This is a genomic window from Enterobacter sp. DNB-S2, from assembly GCF_019443845.1.
GTDB classification, from domain to species: domain Bacteria; phylum Pseudomonadota; class Gammaproteobacteria; order Enterobacterales; family Enterobacteriaceae; genus Enterobacter; species Enterobacter asburiae_B.
The window spans coordinates 1,717,084-1,733,012 of the sequence record NZ_CP050520.1 but is presented as its reverse complement, the minus strand read 5'-3'; the positions used below and the strand labels follow the sequence as shown (position 1 = coordinate 1,733,012).

Below are 15,929 nucleotides of genomic sequence, written 5' to 3'. Positions count from 1 at the left end.
GAAATGCAGAAATTACATCTGAGTCGGTGGAGTTGGCAGAGACGGCTGATTGGTCTGCGGTGCGACCGGCACTTCGGTCTGCTGCACCGGCACCAGGTTCAGGTCGATTTTTGTCCCACCGTTGTTGATCGCTTCCTGGACCGTATCGGTGATAAAGACCAGCTTGCCGTTGATGGTTACCGCTGCGCTCAGCAGGATACGGGCGTTAGGCTGCACGTCCGACGGGTTATACGGCAACACGAAGCTAAACGGCGCCTGCTTACCTTCAGTACGAACGGCGCGCTGGGCCACGACTTTCGACGGTGCGTCGGCCAGAGAAGCATCAGACAGCGTTACGGTTAATACCGCATCCGGCGGCAACGCCACTTTCTGTTTAATCCAGATGGTACCGGAAACATTAGGCTGCTGAATGGATTGCTGCGAAAGGGTATTAATCCCGTTCGGGTCGGCTGCTGGTACTGGCACTTGGGCGCTTTTACCGGCACAGGCGGACAACGCCACCGCAATAGCTACACCACTTAGCATGGGCACGAGTTTCATTGAAGTCTCCTTATCAATGCACCAGCGGGATCGATCCCATCCGATGTCGTTTCAATCACATAACGTATTCAAGTGTGGCACAGATCACCGATTTATGCCTGAAAACGTGCCGATATTCAGATTATTCTACCCATCGGACCACTTTCATTTCTGCGTTATACTCTGCCTATCTTTCGCTACGGCGTTTATTGAGGACAACTATGAGTCAGGCACTGAACAATCTGCTGACATTACTGAATCTGGAAAAAATTGAGGAAGGACTCTTTCGCGGACAGAGCGAAGATCTCGGCTTACGCCAGGTCTTCGGGGGGCAAGTCGTTGGACAAGCTCTGTACGCAGCAAAGGAGACTGTCCCGGCAGACCGTCTGGTGCATTCGTTCCACAGCTACTTCTTACGCCCTGGCGATAGCGCAAAACCGATTGTGTATGATGTTGAAGTCCTGCGAGACGGCAACAGCTTCAGCGCACGCCGCGTAGCGGCCATTCAAAACGGCAAGCCGATCTTTTACATGACCGCCTCTTTCCAGGCGCCGGAACCCGGCTACGAACATCAAAAAGTGATGCCCCCGGCTCCGTCGCCCGACTCTTTAAAGTCAGAGACGGATATCGCTCGCGCGCTGGCGCATCTGCTTCCGCCGCAGGTCAAAGAGAAGTTTCTCTGCGATAAGCCGCTGGAGATCCGCCCGGTTGAGTTCCACAACCCGATGAAAGGCCATTCCGCCGAACCGAAGCGCCAGGTCTGGATCCGTGCCAACGGGACCGTGCCGGAAGATTTCCGCGTGCATCAGTATCTGCTCGGCTATGCGTCAGATTTCAACTTCCTGCCGGTGGCGCTGCAGCCGCACGGCGTTGGTTTCCTGGAAAAAGGGATGCAGGTCGCGACGATCGATCACTCCATGTGGTTCCACCGTCCGTTCAACATGAATGAGTGGCTGCTTTACAGCGTGGAGAGTACGTCAGCGTCGAGCGCGCGCGGGTTTGTGCGCGGGGAGTTTTATACTCAGGACGGCGTGCTGGTCGCGTCTACGGTGCAGGAAGGGGTGATGCGTAATCGCGGGTGATTGTGTGCGACCTGATGCCCTCACCCTGACCCTCTCCCACGGGGAGAGGGAATACACATTAAAAACGGCAACCGAAGTTGCCGTTTTGCTTTTGCCTTGTGCGGCCTGATGCCCTCACCCTGACCCTCTCCCACGGGGAGAGGGGATACACATTAAAAACGGCAACCAAAGGTTGCCGTTTTGCTGTTTATCAGGCGTTATACGCATTCTCGCCGTGGCTGTTGACGTCCAGACCTTCGCGCTCCTGCTCTTCCGGTACGCGCAGACCCACCGTCATATCCGCCAGCTTATAGCCAATGAAGGCCACAACGGCAGACCAGACAACGGTGATTGCAATACTTTCCAGCTGCACCAGCACCTGATGAACCATGGTCACGCCTTCTGCGTAGCCCACGCCACCGAGCGATTTGGCAGCAAAGATACCGGTCATGATACAGCCGACGATGCCGCACACGCCGTGCACGCCAAACACATCGCATGGGTCGTCAACGCGCAGCACACGTTTCAGTGCGGTCACGCCCCACAGACCCGCCAGACCGGACACCAGGCCGACCAGCAGCGCGCCACCCACGCCGACATAACCACACGCTGGCGTAATGCCAACCAGACCGGCAATGGCACCCGAGCAGGCACCCAGCAGAGAAGGTTTGCCGCGTACCGCCCACTCGCCAAACACCCAGGAGAGGATTGCACCCGCCGTGGCCACAACGGTGTTCACGAAGGCCAGCGCGGCGATTTCGTTTGCTGCACTTGCCGAGCCGGCGTTGAAGCCAAACCAGCCAAAGTAGAGGATAGCCGTACCGGTAAACACCATCGGCAGGTTGTGCGGTTTGAACGCTTCTTTACCGAAGCCCACGCGTTTGCCAATCAGGTAAGCACCCACCAGACCCGCTACCGCGGCGTTGATGTGTACAACGGTACCGCCCGCGAAGTCCAGTGCGCCGTGCGTTGCCAGCAGACCGCCACCCCAGACCATGTGCGCAATCGGCACATAGGAGAGCGTCATCCAGACCACCACGAAGATCAGCACGGCAGAGAAACGGATACGCTCGGCGAGCGCGCCCACAATCAGCCCGACGGTAATACAGGCGAAGGAGCCCTGGAACGCAACGTGGATGTACTGATAGAAACTGCCCATCAGCGCGGTCAGCTCAATATTTTTCAGCATCACCCAGTCGAAGTTACCAAAGAACGCGTTGCCCGTGCCGAACGCCAGCGAGTAACCGTAAACCACCCACAGCACGCAGACCAGTGCGAACGTCACGGCAACCTGCGTCAGCATGGAGAGAACGTTTTTGCCACGGATCAGGCCGCCGTAGAACAGCGCAATGCCCGGAATTGACATGAACAGCACCAGCGCGGTGCTGATCATCATAAAGGCGTTATCGGCTTTGTCGACCACCGCAGGGGTAGCAGCCAGCGCCAGGCCCGGCAGCAGAGCCAGCGAACCCAGACCCGTTTTAAGTGTTGCTATCTTCATTTTCTCGATCCCTATCACTGTGTGCCAGGCGTTATTTACAATGCCGCTTCGTCAGATTCGCCGGTACGGATGCGAATGACGCGCTGCAGTTCGGCAACGAAAATTTTGCCGTCGCCAATTTTGCCGGTATAGGCCGCTTTGCTAATGACATCAATGACTTCATCAAGCTGATCGTCAGCAATCGCGACATCAATTTTTACTTTTGGCAGAAAGTTAACGCTGTATTCCGCCCCGCGATAAAGCTCGGCATGACCCTTCTGACGACCAAAGCCTTTCACTTCGGTGACAGTCAGTCCCTGAATACCCATTGAAGACAACGCTTCACGCACGTCTTCGAGTTTGAATGGTTTGATTACAACCGTAACCAGCTTCATAGATCCCCTCCAGTCAGAATTCGGTAATGGCCGCAGCTTACGCAGAAGGTATTGCAAGGGGTGTGCCAGAAATGAAAACGAGGGGGAACGGCGGCGCACAGAGCATTACGCGGCCGTAATAAACAAACAGGTGAAAAAAAACGCACCATGCCGGTGCAGGGTGCGTTTCAGTTTTGCACCAACAGGAATGACTGTTAGCGCGTCGCCTCATTTTGGTGCATCAGGCGCTAAGCGACTCTTCATCACGCACGCTGGCCGCCAGCTCTTCGCCCGCCAGCTGCAGCTGGTACATCTGCCAGTAGCGCCCTTTGGCTTCCAGCAGTTCACGGTGCGTACCGCGTTCAACGGCCTGTCCGCGATGTAACACCAGAATGGTATCGGCATCGACGATGGTGGAAAGACGGTGGGCAATCACCACCAGCGTCGTATGGTCGCGTACGGCGGCCAGCGCCTGCTGAATGGCCTGTTCGGTGCCGGAGTCAATACTGGCCGTGGCTTCATCCAGAATCAGTATCTGCGGCGTTTCAATCAGCACCCGCGCCAGCGCCAGGAGCTGCTTTTGCCCGACGGAGAGATTGTTCCCCTGCTCGCCCAGTTTGGTATTGATCCCATCGCTAAACCCGCGCGCCAGCTCTGCCAGCTGCACTTTTTCCAGCACGTCCCAGACCTGCTCCTGGGAGTAGTCTCGCCCCAGGGTCACGTTGGCGTAGAAGGTATCGGCCAGCACGACCGGATCCTGCTGCACCATCGCGACGCCTTTACGCAACACGGTGTGGCTGAGAGACGCGAGCGGGCGCCCATCGAGGCGGATTTCGCCGTGCGTGACCGGGTAATAGCCCATCAACAGGCTGGCAAGCGTGCTCTTACCGCTGCCGGTATGCCCTACCAGCGCCACGAAACCGCGCGACGGAACGTCAAGCGTGATGTCCTGCAGCACCAGCCGGTCTTCGCGATAGGCAAACGAGACGTTATCAAAGGCGATAGTCCCGCTTTGCAGAGGACGCTCGTCATTGCCGTAGGCCTGGCGCGGCCTGTCCATCAGCTCAAACACGCGCTCACCGGCAACTACCGCCTGTTGCAGCATCGATTGCTGGGTGGTGAGCTCGATCAACGGCTCGTTAAGACGCCCGAGATAGCTGATAAAGGCGTACAGCACGCCCACTTCAATCGTACCGTTTGAGCTCAGCCCGAAGAGCATCAGCAGCCCGCAAAGCACCAGCGCCGAGAAAAGGCTCAGCAGCGGACGCAGCAGGAAACCATCAAGCCGCAGCGTCTGCATACGCGCCATGTAGTGCGAACGGCTGGCTTCCCCCATGCGTTCGCCAAAGCGCGCCTGCTGGCGGAACTGCTGGATGACGCTCATGCCGTTGATCACTTCGTTGAAGCCATCGTTAATGTCGGCCAGATACGCGCGCACCCGACGCACAATCGGCGTGCTGTAGCGCTGGTAAATGACCATGACAATCAGCACCGCCGGGAAGATAGTGATCGCCACCAGCGCCATGCGCCAGTCGAGGCTGAACATCGCCACCAGCATCGCGCCAATCAGCGCCGCGCTGCGTAACACCGTCGCGACCACGGTAACGTACAGATCGCGGATTACCTCGGTATCGTTGGTCACGCGCGAAATCACCTGCCCGACCGGCTGGATATCAAACTCGCTGAGCGGCTGGCGAAGCGCCGCGTCCATCACATCCGTACGCAGCTGCTGAACAACGCCCACGGCAGCACGGTTAAACAGCAGCGACTGCGCATAGTGCAGCCCTGCCGCCGCCAGCTGCAGGCCAACGTAGGCCACGCCTAAGCCCGCCACCAGCCCCAGCGGAAGGTAGCTTTTGGCAACCATGTTGTCGATAAAATAGCTGATGAGCAGCGGACCGCTCACTTCAGCAATCGCCGCAATCCAGAGTAGAAGCACGGCCACGGAGAGCGGTTTACGCCACGGCGAGCCGTAGGCCAGCAGACGTTTGAGCGTCGGCCACATCGTTCCGATCTTACGCATTGGCGGCCTCCTCATCCTGCTCCGGCGCATCGTCCAGCGCCGCCTCAAGCTGTTGATAGCGGTACATATCGCGATACCAGCCCGGCTGCTCGGCAAGCGTTTCATGCTGCCCGCGCTGGGCAATGTGCCCGTGCTGTAAGACCACAATTTCGCTGGCTTCGGTGAGCGCCGACAAACGATGGGCGCTGATTATCACCGTGCGCCCGTCGCCCCACTGGCGCAGGTTATGCAGAATTTGATGCTCGGTACGGCCGTCCACGGCGGAAAGCGCATCATCCAGGATCAGAATTTCAGCATTCAGCAGCAGCGCGCGGGCAATCGATATACGCTGCTTTTGCCCGCCGGACAGCATGACGCCGCGTTCCCCGACTTCCGTTTCGTACCCCTGCGGCAGACGCAAAATATCATCATGAACGCTGGCCAGACGCGCCACATGTTCAATCTCTTCCTGCGTCGCCCCGGGGCGTCCCAGGGCAATGTTGTTTGCCACGGTGTCCGAAAATAAAAACGGCGTCTGGCTGACGACCGCCAGTCGACCGCGCCACTCGTCCAGCAGCAGTCTGGTCAGGGGGATATCGTGAAAGCGGATATCGCCCTCGGTGACGTCAAAGTGGCGCTGAAGCAGAGAGAGCACGGTACTTTTGCCGGATCCCGTCGGGCCGCAGATGCCCAGCATTTGCCCTGGCTGCAGGGTAAAGCTGACGTTCTCCAGCACCGGATGCTCCGTATGCGGATAGACAAACTTGCGGACGTCGACGGTCATGACGCCGCGCCCTTCCGGTAGGGCTTCGCTACCGTCGATGACCACCGGCGCTTCGGCCAGCATGGCGCGAATGCGGCTGTAGGCGGCGCTGCCGCGCTCCACGATGTTAAACATCCAGGCCAGCGCCAGCATCGGCCAGATCATGAGACCCAGATACATCGCAAAGCTGGTCAATTGCCCCAGGGTAAGCGTGCCCTGCACCACCATCCAGCTTCCGCCGCCAATCGCCAGCATATTTGCCATGCCGATTGCGATATAAATCGTCGGGTCAAAACGGGCGTCGATACGCGCGACGCGCATGTTTTTCGCCCCCGTGTCTGCCGCATCGGCGGCAAACAGCGCAGACTGACGGTCTTCCAGGCCAAACGCTTTGATCATGCGGATGCTGGTCATGCTCTCCTGGGTGCGATCGTTCAGCGACGAAAACGCCGCCTGCGCCAGCTTGAAGCGCTCGTGCAGCTGTTCGCCATAGCGATTGATCGCCAGCGCCATGATCGGCATCGGCAGCAGGGCGAGCAGGGTCAGCTGCCAGCTGATCTGCGTGGACATCACGATCAGCACCGCACAGCCCATCACCAGCGAGTCCACCAGCGTCAGCACTCCTTCCCCGGCGGCAAAGACCACGCGATCGACGTCGTTCGTCGCGCGGGCGATGAGATCCCCGGTGCGATGACGAAGATAAAATTCGGGATGCTGTCGGCTCAGCTGGCGGTAAAAATCTTCACGTAGCTCAACGGCCAGCTGATAGGACGCACCAAACAGCAGCACGCGCCAGACGTAGCGCAGCAGATAAACAATGACCGCCGTCAGCACCAGCGTGCCGACCCACATCAACACCCGTGCGGTGGTGTAATGCTGCTCGGTGACGCCATCCACGACGTACCCCACCACTTTCGGCGGGATCAGCTGCAGGATGGCAATAATAATAAGCAGGGCGACTGCACCGAGGTAGCGTTGCCACTCCCGACGAAAGTACCAGCTTAGTTGGGCAAATAATCGCACGCGGTTTGTTCCTGAAGGTATTTTACGAAGTTATTCAATGGGTAATGCTGTGGTGTATTTAATCTGTTCCATGGCAAAGCTTGAGGTGACGTCCGACAAACCCGGAACGCTGTTCACCAGCCGCTTGTAGAAATCATCATAGCGCTTCATGTCGGCCACCTGGACGCGCATCAGGTAATCATACTCTCCGGCCATACGCCAGAAACCGAGCACCTCGGGCATCTCAGACACCTGAGTGACGAAGCGGCAATACCACTCGCTGCTGTGATGCTGGGTTTTTATCAGCACAAATGCCGTCAGCCCAAGCCCCAGTTTTTCGGGATCTAACAACGCGACGCGCCCCAGAAGAATGCCGTCATCTTCCAGCTTCTTAAGCCGCTTCCAGCACGGGGTGGTGGTCAGATTAACGGCATCTGCCAGCGCCTGCAAAGAGAGGGTACAGTCATTTTGCAGCAATGAAAGGAGCTTGCGGTCAATTTTATCTAGCATACCCACCTCACAGAGAAAATTTTTCTCTCTTCATTCTATTTTAAAGGCCAGATAGCAACAATTTTTTCTGTGCTTTTCGCTATCCTAGGCACAAAATGACAAACGGATAACGATGATGAATAGCACCTGGGTTAAACATGCGATCAGCGAAATCAATGCCGACTATCAGCGCTCGGCGGATACGCACCTGATTCGCCTTTCCCTGCCGGGATTTGACGGCATTCAGCTCTATCTGAAAGATGAAAGCACCCATCCCACCGGTAGCCTGAAGCATCGCCTGGCGCGCTCTCTGTTTTTATACGGTTTATGTAACGGCTGGATTAAAGAAGGCACCACTATTATTGAATCTTCGTCCGGTTCAACGGCGGTGTCCGAAGCCTATTTCGCCCGCCTGCTGGGCCTGCCGTTTATCGCGGTGATGCCGTCCTGCACCGCAAAACGTAAAATCGAGCAGATCGAATTTTACGGCGGACGCTGCCACTTTGTGGAAAGCGCCTGCGAAATCTACGCCGCCTCCGAAATGCTGGCCCGTGAGCTCAACGGTCACTATATGGACCAGTTCACCTTCGCCGAGCGCGCGACCGACTGGCGCGGCAATAACAACATTGCCGACAGTATTTTCCGCCAGATGACCCACGAACCGCATCCGGTTCCGTCCTGTATCGTCATGAGCGCCGGTACCGGCGGCACGTCAGCCACGATTGGACGCTATATCCGCTGTCAGGGATACGATACCCAACTGATGGTGGTTGACCCGCAGAACTCCGTGTTCCTCGACTACTGGCAAAACCGCAATGCGGAGCTGCGCAGCCCGATGGGCAGTAAAATTGAAGGGATTGGCCGCCCGCGCGTGGAGCCCTCTTTCATCCCCGACGTCGTGGATGAGATGATGCGCGTGCCGGATGCCGCAAGCGTGGCAACGGCGCACTGGCTGGAAACGCAGCTGGGCCGCAAAGTAGGCGCATCGACGGGCACAAATATGTGGGGCGCACTGCAGCTTGCCGCCCGTATGCGCGAAGAGGGCCGTACCGGTTCCATCGTCACGCTGCTGTGCGACAGCGGCGAACGCTACCTTGAAACTTACTACAACGCGGAGTGGGTGCAGGCCAACATCGGCGATATCGCCCCGTGGAAAGCGCAGATTGCAGACCTGGTGAAATAAAAAAAGCCAGACCGAAGTCTGGCTTGCTGGAAGGGTCTCACTATTCGGGGGAATACGGGAGATTGTTGTTGTCCAGCCAATGCGTCAAAAAATGGGACACTGCTTCATTGCGGCAGTGGCCAATAACCGGCAGATGGGGAAGTTCTGCTTTCAGCTGCGCCATCGCATTCCCCATGATCAGACCGCGACCTACGCTACCCAGCATTTCGCGGTCGTTCATGGCGTCACCAAACGCCATACACTCCTTCAGCGTTAAGCCCAGGTGGTCGCTGAGTACCGCCAGAGCGGAGCCTTTGTTACAGCCCACCGGCAGCACTTCCAGACAATCCACCGCCGAGAAAGTAAGGTGCGCCCGGTCGCCCAGCGCCTCATTCAACTGAATCCTTAAGCGGCACAGATCGTCATGATCGCCGCAGAAGCAGATCTTGGTTACCGCATGAGCGGGGATCCGACGCAGATCGATAAGCTGATATTTGAAACCGCTGTATACATGCGCGTGCAGCAGTTCAGGAATTTCACGTCCGGTAAACCAGCCCCGATCGTTAAAGACGTGGATACTGGCCTGCGTGTCCCAGGTGCTGTGCAGCACGATGTCCGCCACTTCCGGGTTGAGATCCTGCCGGTGCAGCACATCGCCTTCTACGGTGTGAATTCGCGTCCCGTTGCCGGTAATTAGAAAGGCGTCGAGGGAAAACGCGCCCAGCAAATGGCGCATCTCCAGCACATGGCGGCCAGTGGCAAACGTCAGGGTGACATCACGCTCGCGCAGGCGCTTCAGCGTGTTCAGGGTTTTTTCCCCTAAACGGTGATCCGGCATTAACAGCGTACCGTCCATATCAAATGCAGCGAGCCGAGCCATGATTACTCCCGAAATGTGATGCGGTTAACTTGTGCAACAGTATCGTGTGAGATATACGGAAGTAATAGTGAATAGATGAAAATTATTGTTCCGGGTTTCTTATGCGCCAGCTCAATCGACTCAACCAGTATCACCGCCTCTGGCAGCCTTCGCAGGGTGCAACGCAACAGGTCACCATCAGCGAGCTGGCCGCCCGCTGTTTTTGTAGCGAGCGGCATGTCCGAACCCTGCTGCGCCAGGCCCAGGAGGCGGGCTGGCTCAGCTGGCGAGCGCAGTCTGGCCGCGGTAAGCGCGGTGAGCTCACGTTCCATGTCGCCCCGGAGTCACTGCGCAATGCGATGATGGAAGAAGCGCTGAAAAGCGGGCAGCAGCATAACGCGCTGGAACTGGCCCAGCTTGCCCCTGAAGCGCTGCGGTCATTACTGCATCCTTTTTTGGGCGGGCAGTGGCAAAACGACACGCCGACGCTGCGCATCCCCTACTATCGCTCGCTGGAACCGCTTCAGCCGGGTTTTTTACCGGGCCGGGCGGAGCAGCATCTGGCGGGAGAGGTGTTCTCAGGCCTGACGCGTTTTAACGGTAACAGCAGTGAACCTACGGGCGATCTGGCGCATCACTGGGATGTCTCTGCTGACGGCCTGCGCTGGCATTTCTACATTCGCTCCACCCTGCACTGGCATAACGGCGATAAAATAGAAACGGCGCAACTCCAGCGAAGTCTGACAGCGCTGTTGACGCTTCCCGCCCTGCGCACTCTGTTTCAGAGCGTCTTATGTATTGAAACAACGCATCCACAGTGTCTGACGTTTACGCTGCATCAACCGGACTACTGGCTGCCGCACAGGCTGGCAACCTACTGCAGCCGTCTGGCGCATCCCGACCATCCTGCGGTTGGCAGTGGCCCATTTCGGCTGGCCGCTTTTGAGCCCGACCTGGTTCGTCTGGAAAGCCATGAGCAGTATCACCTGAGCCATCCGCTGCTCAAAGCCATCGAATACTGGATCACTCCCCAGCTTTTTGATTACAGCCTGGGCACCAGCTGTCGTCACCCGGTGCAAATCGCGATTGGCGAGGCCGACGAGCTGGAAAGTCTGCGGCTGGTAAGCAGCAGCACCAGCCTGGGGTTCTGTTACCTCACGCTAAAACAGAGCGCGCGCCTGAGTGAGATTCAGGCAAAGCGGCTTATCAATATCATTCATCTCTCCGGGCTTCTTCACACACTCCCGCTAAACGAAGGGCTCATCACGCCCACCCAGGAACTGCTTCCCGGCTGGACCATCCCCGAATGGCCTGATTTATCGGACGTCATCCCCCCTGAAGCGTTGACGCTGGTTTACCATCTCCCTGTTGAGCTTCACACCATGGCCAGCCAGTTGAAGGCATACCTGGCGCTACAGGGGTGTGAACTGACCGTCATCTTTCACGACGCCAAGACGTGGGACGGATGCCTGGAGCTTGCCGATGCAGACATCATGATGGGGGACAGGCTGATTGGCGAAGCGCCGGAATATACGCTTGAACAGTGGCTGCGCTGCGATGCCCTCTGGCCGCACGTTCTTAGCGCACCGGCTTACGCCCATCTGCAAGCCACGCTGGATGCGGTACAGACTCAGGCCGAGGCTCGGGATAGACACGCGGGACTGCAAGCCATCTTTAACCGGTTAATGGAGAGTGCGGTGCTGACGCCACTCTTTAATTATCAATACCAAATCAGTGCTCCGCCAGGCGTGAATGGTATACGCCTCAACACCCGCGGCTGGTTTGACTTTACCGAAGCCTGGCTGCCCGCGCCCAAATCGTGAAGAAGCTGGTCGCCGTCGTGGTCAGACGGTAACATAACGTTTTTACCGTAACAGTCGAGATGATTTATGAAACGTGCCGTCGTCGTGTTCAGCGGAGGACAAGACTCAACTACCTGCCTGGTCCAGGCCCTTCATCAGTACGATGAAGTTCACTGTGTCACTTTCGATTATGGTCAGCGTCATCGCGCTGAAATCGACGTTGCTCGTGAACTAGCCCTGAAACTGGGCGCACGCGCGCACAAAGTGCTGGACGTTACGCTGTTAAATGAACTGGCCGTGAGCAGCCTCACCCGCGACAGTATTCCTGTGCCAGACTATGAACCCGATGCCAGCGGCATTCCAAATACCTTCGTGCCGGGCCGTAATATCCTGTTCCTGACTCTGACGGCGATCTACGCCTACCAGGTAAAAGCCGAAGCGGTGATCACGGGCGTGTGCGAGACCGACTTCTCCGGCTACCCGGACTGTCGTGATGAGTTCGTAAAAGCGTTAAACCACGCCGTCAATCTGGGGATGGCGAAAGAGACGCGCTTTGAAACTCCGCTCATGTGGCTGGATAAAGCCGAAACCTGGGCGCTGGCGGACTACTGGGGCAAGCTGGACCTTGTTCGCAGCGAAACGCTTACCTGCTATAACGGTATCAAAGGCGACGGTTGCGGCCAGTGCGCGGCCTGTAATCTGCGCGCTAACGGGCTAAACCACTATCTTGCCGATAAATCCGGCGTGATGGCCGCGATGCAGAAAAAGACCGGTCTTAAATAGGGCTACTTGACCGTGCTGTCGCACAATTTCACACCGGCAGCACGGGTGACTTTCATCAGCGTAGTCAGCGTTGGGTTGCCGTTGTCTGATAAGGTTCGGTATAGCTGCTGACGGGACAGACCTGCTTTGGCAGAAATTTCTCCAATACCGCCTCGCGCTTCAATGACCTGACGGAGTGCAATGAGATAGGCAGGGATTCCCTGATCTTCATAGATCTCTTCCAGGGCTGTTTGCAGATAACGCTGAGCGTAGGAAGGATTCTCTCGCAGCATTTTCACAACAGCATCATGGTGGCTAACGGAGCTCGAATATTTTCGTTCAGTGGCGCTCATAGGAATGTCCTTTTGTTTGATGATCTTTCCAGTAATCTAATGCCAGTTTGATATCCGCTTTTTGGCTCTTTTTGTCACCACCGATCGGTAACAATAAAACCTGCCGATTCTCTACTGAAAAATAGATTCTGTAGCCGGGGCCACTGTCGACTCGCATCTCCCAAACACCTTCCCTGAGATACCTGTAATCGCCAAAATTACGTTTTATCGCGCGGTTAATCCGCATAAGGATCCGGAAAACCATATCCGGATCCCTTCGATTCATTCTGACTACCCACTCCTCAAACGGTACTTTCCCGTCACGGGTCCGGTAGCGTTCAACGACATAGTCCCTGTCCATTATTCTATCCCTGAAAAATCCTTTTGTCTTTTATAAAAGACAACCTTTCTAAGCGATCATCAACTCCAGCTTCTCCCGCAACTCCCCTTCCAGCGGCAGCGCTTTCTGCGTTTTCAGATCGATACAGACAAACGTGATCAACGCATCTGCGACCACCTGCCCTTCTGGATCGAGCGTCACCACCTGGCTTAATACGCCACTTTTGCCATTGATCTGTTGCACCTGGCTGGTTACCGTGAGCACGTCACCCAGCACGGCCGGACGGCGGTAGTTGATGTTGATATTGACAACCACAAACGCGATGTTGTGCGCGGTCAGCCACTGAAAGCTTTCGCTGTTTTCCAGCCCGTCCCAGCGCGCTTCTTCAAGAAACTCAAGATAGCGAGCATTGTTCACATGCTGATAAACGTCGAGATGAAAACCGCGTACTTTGATTTTTGTCTGCATAGCGCAATAGCCTTTACTGTTATTGTAGGAAGAGAGGTCATAACTGGTATGACCTCTTTATCCTGGCAAAATTTTGCCGCAGTGCAAGAAATTGCGTAATTACAGCGTCAGGTGTGAGAGGTTGCGCTCAACCAGCGCGCTGCCCATGCCCGGCACCTGCTTGAGATCGTCGACCGTTTTGAAAGGACCATACTCTTCGCGGTAGCTGACGATGGCCTGCGCTTTTTTCAGGCCCACGCCATTCATCGCGCGGGCGAGATCTTGCGCTGAGGCCGAATTGATACTGACCCGCGTACCGTCATCATCCGCATTTTTACCAGCGTCTGTCGCTTTGGTTTGCCCTTGCACCGGCGCTGCCGCATCGGACTTGCTCTGCGTAGCCTGTGCTTTGGCAGCAGGCGTCGCCGCCAGCGCGCCCGCGCTCATCCCGGTGGTGGCAATAGCCAGCGTAATTAACAGTGCTTTGATTCCACATTTCATGCTGTTATCTCCTTGTTTGTTGACAGCCACGTCACGATAGCCGCCAGTTAAAACCGGCACAAACAGCAGATTGCAGAAATGGAAAAGGCCGCGAAAGCGGCCTTTAGTTTTTGCAGAGCGTTACGAAAATCTGCGAGCAGACACGTAATTACTGCTGCTGAGTCATTACATCACCCAGCTTGATTTTGGCTTCTTTACGCAGGTTGCTCATCATGGCTTCGAAGGCAATCTGAGCATTGTTCTGGGTAATCCCCTGAACCATCGCTTTCTTCTGCGCTTCTGGCAGGGTACCGGCTTTCACTTCATCCAGCGCCAGCAGAACGACGTTACCCTGCGTATCGGTGGTGGTACCAAAGCTTGGCTTGTCCTTCGCAGGCAGAGTCAGACCAAACGCGGCCTGGCTGATTGGGTCCTGGCCGGTACGGCTCAGCGTTTTCGCTTCACCGAAGCTCAGGCCAGCTGCTTTCAGCGCGTCTTCTTTACCCGCTTTCAGATCGGACAGAATCTTCTCAGCATCCAGTTTCGCCTGCTGTTCCGCTTTGTTGTGCTTAACCTGAGCGACGACCTGATCCTTCACTTCCGCCAGCGGTTTGACCGCTTCTGGCTTGTGCTCGCTGACGCGCAACACAAACGCACGATCGCCGTCGACGGTAATGATGTCAGAGTTACTGCCCGGCGTGCCGTTTTCGCCCACCAGACCACCGTTGAAGATGGCATCGGAAACCGGTTTGAAGTTCAGCTCTTCCGGAAGGTTGTCACGACCAAACCAGCCCGTCTCAACCGCCTTCACGCCCGCCGCCTGCTCTGCACCTGCCAGAGATTCGTTGTCGTTGCTGGCAGCATCGCTTACCTTCTGCTGCAGCGCGTAGTAGGCATCCAGCGCTTTTTCCTGTTTCACTTTCGCCGCGATATCATCACGAACGTCAGCCAGCGGCTTAGTTTTCGCCGCGGTGATGTCGTCCAGACGCACGACCAGGAAACCAACGGAAGACTTAATGACGGCAGAAAGCTGGCCTTTCTCTTTCAGACCGGCATTTTTCAGCTCGTCAGGCGTGGTCGCATCTTCCAGCCAGCCCATATCACCGCCGTTTTTCGCAGAGATAATGTCGGTGGATTTCGCTTTCGCAACGGTCGCGAAATCAGCGCCTTTGTTCAGCTCATCCAGCGCCGCTTTAGCATCAGCCTCGGTTTTCGTCTGAATTACGCTGTAGCGGTTACGCTGCGGCTGAGTGAACTGATCCTGATGCTGATCGTAGTAAGACTGGATTTCAGCATCAGACGCGGTTTCCTGCAGCGCGGCCGCATCCAGCTTGATGTAGCTCACGCGGAACTGCTCTGGAGAAACAAAGGAATTCTTGTTCTGCTCGTAGTAAGCGTTAACGTCAGCGTCGCTCACCTGCTGTTTCGCCGCCAGGGCGTTCACATCAATGGTCGCTTCGCGTACAACACGCTGCTGCGCCACCAGCGCGGCCAGTTCATCCGTTTCACCTTTGAGCATGAAATCGGTGCCCACGACGGCATTGATGAGCTGCTGGGTGGTCAGCTGGTTACGCAGCGCCTGAGCGTACTGGTCGGCCGTCATCCCCATTTGATTGACGATGCTGTTGTAACGCGCGTTGTCGAATTTACCGTTAGACTGGAAGGCTTGCGTGGAGAAGATGGCTTTTTTCACCTGCTCATCGCTGATGCCAAGGCCCAGGTTTTTGGCATACTGATCAAGCAGCGCTTCGTCGATAAGACGGTTCAGTGTCTGTTGGCGCAGGGTCTTCATGTACCCTTCGTTCGCCGCCAGTTCAGAGAATTGGTCGCCCAGCTGTTGCTGCATACGGTTACGTTCACCGGCAAAAGCATTCTCGAACTGACCACGGCTGATTTCCTGGCCATTCACTTTTGCGGCATAGTTTGCGCCACCGCCAATAAGGTAACTGCTCACGCCGGTCAATATGAACGACACGATAATGATACCGAAAATAATCTTGAGCACGAGACTGTTAGCAGCCGTGCGTAAGCTGTCCATCATGGTGTAACAACACT

At 56.4% G+C, this 15,929-nt stretch carries 16 protein-coding genes; 4 read left to right on the top strand and 12 right to left on the bottom strand.

The features are described from left to right. Window positions 1–12: 12 nt before the first annotated feature. Window positions 13–540, bottom strand: a complete 528-nt coding sequence (locus HB664_RS08150) for a YbaY family lipoprotein (protein ID WP_008503301.1) — start codon at window positions 538–540, stop codon at window positions 13–15. Between the two features lie 200 nt (window positions 541–740). Here HB664_RS08150 and tesB point away from each other — a divergent pair, with 200 nt between their 5' ends. Further along, window positions 741–1,601: an acyl-CoA thioesterase II gene (gene tesB, locus HB664_RS08145; protein ID WP_219940598.1), complete on the top strand. Its 861-nt coding sequence runs from the start codon at window positions 741–743 to the stop codon at window positions 1,599–1,601. A gap of 190 nt (window positions 1,602–1,791) precedes the next feature. Here tesB and amtB read toward each other — a convergent pair whose 3' ends face one another. From amtB to HB664_RS08120, 5 genes are all read right to left on the bottom strand, one after another. Further along, on the bottom strand, window positions 1,792–3,081 hold the full coding sequence (gene amtB, locus HB664_RS08140) for an ammonium transporter AmtB (RefSeq protein ID WP_023310584.1): 1,290 nt from the start codon (window positions 3,079–3,081) through the stop codon (window positions 1,792–1,794). A gap of 35 nt (window positions 3,082–3,116) precedes the next feature. Then, complete coding sequence (glnK, locus tag HB664_RS08135; protein WP_008503304.1) at window positions 3,117–3,455, bottom strand: P-II family nitrogen regulator; 339 nt, start codon at window positions 3,453–3,455, stop codon at window positions 3,117–3,119. A 220-nt stretch (window positions 3,456–3,675) separates the two neighbouring features. Next, window positions 3,676–5,457 carry a SmdB family multidrug efflux ABC transporter permease/ATP-binding protein gene (locus tag HB664_RS08130; RefSeq protein ID WP_182071806.1) on the bottom strand — a complete coding sequence of 594 codons (1,782 nt, stop codon included), beginning with the start codon at window positions 5,455–5,457 and terminating at the stop codon, window positions 3,676–3,678. Next, complete coding sequence (locus HB664_RS08125) at window positions 5,450–7,222, bottom strand: SmdA family multidrug ABC transporter permease/ATP-binding protein (RefSeq protein WP_219940597.1); 1,773 nt, start codon at window positions 7,220–7,222, stop codon at window positions 5,450–5,452. The genes HB664_RS08130 and HB664_RS08125 overlap by 8 nt, the downstream gene beginning before the upstream one ends. A gap of 30 nt (window positions 7,223–7,252) precedes the next feature. Continuing rightward, window positions 7,253–7,711 carry an Lrp/AsnC family transcriptional regulator gene (locus HB664_RS08120; RefSeq protein ID WP_023310581.1) on the bottom strand — a complete coding sequence of 153 codons (459 nt, stop codon included), beginning with the start codon at window positions 7,709–7,711 and terminating at the stop codon, window positions 7,253–7,255. 112 nt (window positions 7,712–7,823) lie between these two features. Between HB664_RS08120 and HB664_RS08115 the strand changes: the two genes are divergently transcribed. Continuing rightward, window positions 7,824–8,873 (top strand): PLP-dependent cysteine synthase family protein, encoded by a 1,050-nt coding sequence (locus tag HB664_RS08115; RefSeq protein WP_219940596.1) that lies wholly within the window; start codon window positions 7,824–7,826, stop codon window positions 8,871–8,873. 40 nt (window positions 8,874–8,913) lie between these two features. Here HB664_RS08115 and cof read toward each other — a convergent pair whose 3' ends face one another. Then, window positions 8,914–9,732 (bottom strand): HMP-PP phosphatase, encoded by an 819-nt coding sequence (gene cof, locus HB664_RS08110; protein ID WP_219940595.1) that lies wholly within the window; start codon window positions 9,730–9,732, stop codon window positions 8,914–8,916. A 101-nt stretch (window positions 9,733–9,833) separates the two neighbouring features. Between cof and HB664_RS08105 the strand changes: the two genes are divergently transcribed. Together HB664_RS08105 and queC are read left to right on the top strand one after the other, a co-directional pair. After that, window positions 9,834–11,534, top strand: coding sequence for an SgrR family transcriptional regulator (locus HB664_RS08105; RefSeq protein ID WP_219940594.1), 1,701 nt, complete (start codon window positions 9,834–9,836; stop codon window positions 11,532–11,534). Between the two features lie 66 nt (window positions 11,535–11,600). Further along, complete coding sequence (queC, locus tag HB664_RS08100) at window positions 11,601–12,296, top strand: 7-cyano-7-deazaguanine synthase QueC (protein WP_023310577.1); 696 nt, start codon at window positions 11,601–11,603, stop codon at window positions 12,294–12,296. Window positions 12,297–12,298: 2 nt separating this feature from the next. Here the strand turns inward: queC and HB664_RS08095 are convergent, their stop codons facing one another. The 5 genes from HB664_RS08095 to ppiD all read right to left on the bottom strand — a co-directional run bounded on the left by HB664_RS08095 (window position 12,299) and on the right by ppiD (window position 15,915). Next, window positions 12,299–12,628, bottom strand: coding sequence for an addiction module antidote protein (locus HB664_RS08095; protein ID WP_219940593.1), 330 nt, complete (start codon window positions 12,626–12,628; stop codon window positions 12,299–12,301). Then, entirely contained in the window at window positions 12,615–12,968 is a 354-nt protein-coding gene (locus HB664_RS08090; RefSeq protein WP_219940592.1) for a type II toxin-antitoxin system RelE/ParE family toxin, read from the bottom strand. Before HB664_RS08090 ends, HB664_RS08095 begins: the two co-directional genes overlap by 14 nt. Before the next feature lie 48 nt (window positions 12,969–13,016). Then, a complete protein-coding gene (locus tag HB664_RS08085) occupies window positions 13,017–13,415 on the bottom strand; it encodes a YbgC/FadM family acyl-CoA thioesterase (protein ID WP_024906822.1) in 399 nt (132 codons plus the stop codon). 99 nt (window positions 13,416–13,514) lie between these two features. Continuing rightward, window positions 13,515–13,895: a helix-hairpin-helix domain-containing protein gene (locus HB664_RS08080; RefSeq protein ID WP_219940591.1), complete on the bottom strand. Its 381-nt coding sequence runs from the start codon at window positions 13,893–13,895 to the stop codon at window positions 13,515–13,517. 148 nt (window positions 13,896–14,043) lie between these two features. Then, a complete protein-coding gene (ppiD, locus tag HB664_RS08075; RefSeq protein ID WP_219940590.1) occupies window positions 14,044–15,915 on the bottom strand; it encodes a peptidylprolyl isomerase in 1,872 nt (623 codons plus the stop codon). Between the last annotated feature and the right edge of the window lie 14 nt (window positions 15,916–15,929).

Bases quoted from the DNA above. Each gene is read 5' to 3' on its own strand.
- HB664_RS08150 (WP_008503301.1), bottom strand. From the start codon at position 540: ATGAAACTCGTGCCCATGCTAAGTGGTGTAGCTATTGCGGTGGCGTTG.
- tesB (WP_219940598.1), top strand. From the start codon at position 741: ATGAGTCAGGCACTGAACAATCTGCTGACATTACTGAATCTGGAAAAA.
- amtB (WP_023310584.1), bottom strand. From the start codon at position 3,081: ATGAAGATAGCAACACTTAAAACGGGTCTGGGTTCGCTGGCTCTGCTG.
- glnK (WP_008503304.1), bottom strand. From the start codon at position 3,455: ATGAAGCTGGTTACGGTTGTAATCAAACCATTCAAACTCGAAGACGTG.
- HB664_RS08130 (WP_182071806.1), bottom strand. From the start codon at position 5,457: ATGCGTAAGATCGGAACGATGTGGCCGACGCTCAAACGTCTGCTGGCC.
- HB664_RS08120 (WP_023310581.1), bottom strand. From the start codon at position 7,711: ATGCTAGATAAAATTGACCGCAAGCTCCTTTCATTGCTGCAAAATGAC.
- HB664_RS08115 (WP_219940596.1), top strand. From the start codon at position 7,824: ATGATGAATAGCACCTGGGTTAAACATGCGATCAGCGAAATCAATGCC.
- cof (WP_219940595.1), bottom strand. From the start codon at position 9,732: ATGGCTCGGCTCGCTGCATTTGATATGGACGGTACGCTGTTAATGCCG.
- HB664_RS08105 (WP_219940594.1), top strand. From the start codon at position 9,834: ATGCGCCAGCTCAATCGACTCAACCAGTATCACCGCCTCTGGCAGCCT.
- queC (WP_023310577.1), top strand. From the start codon at position 11,601: ATGAAACGTGCCGTCGTCGTGTTCAGCGGAGGACAAGACTCAACTACC.
- HB664_RS08095 (WP_219940593.1), bottom strand. From the start codon at position 12,628: ATGAGCGCCACTGAACGAAAATATTCGAGCTCCGTTAGCCACCATGAT.
- HB664_RS08090 (WP_219940592.1), bottom strand. From the start codon at position 12,968: ATGGACAGGGACTATGTCGTTGAACGCTACCGGACCCGTGACGGGAAA.
- HB664_RS08085 (WP_024906822.1), bottom strand. From the start codon at position 13,415: ATGCAGACAAAAATCAAAGTACGCGGTTTTCATCTCGACGTTTATCAG.
- HB664_RS08080 (WP_219940591.1), bottom strand. From the start codon at position 13,895: ATGAAATGTGGAATCAAAGCACTGTTAATTACGCTGGCTATTGCCACC.
- ppiD (WP_219940590.1), bottom strand. From the start codon at position 15,915: ATGATGGACAGCTTACGCACGGCTGCTAACAGTCTCGTGCTCAAGATT.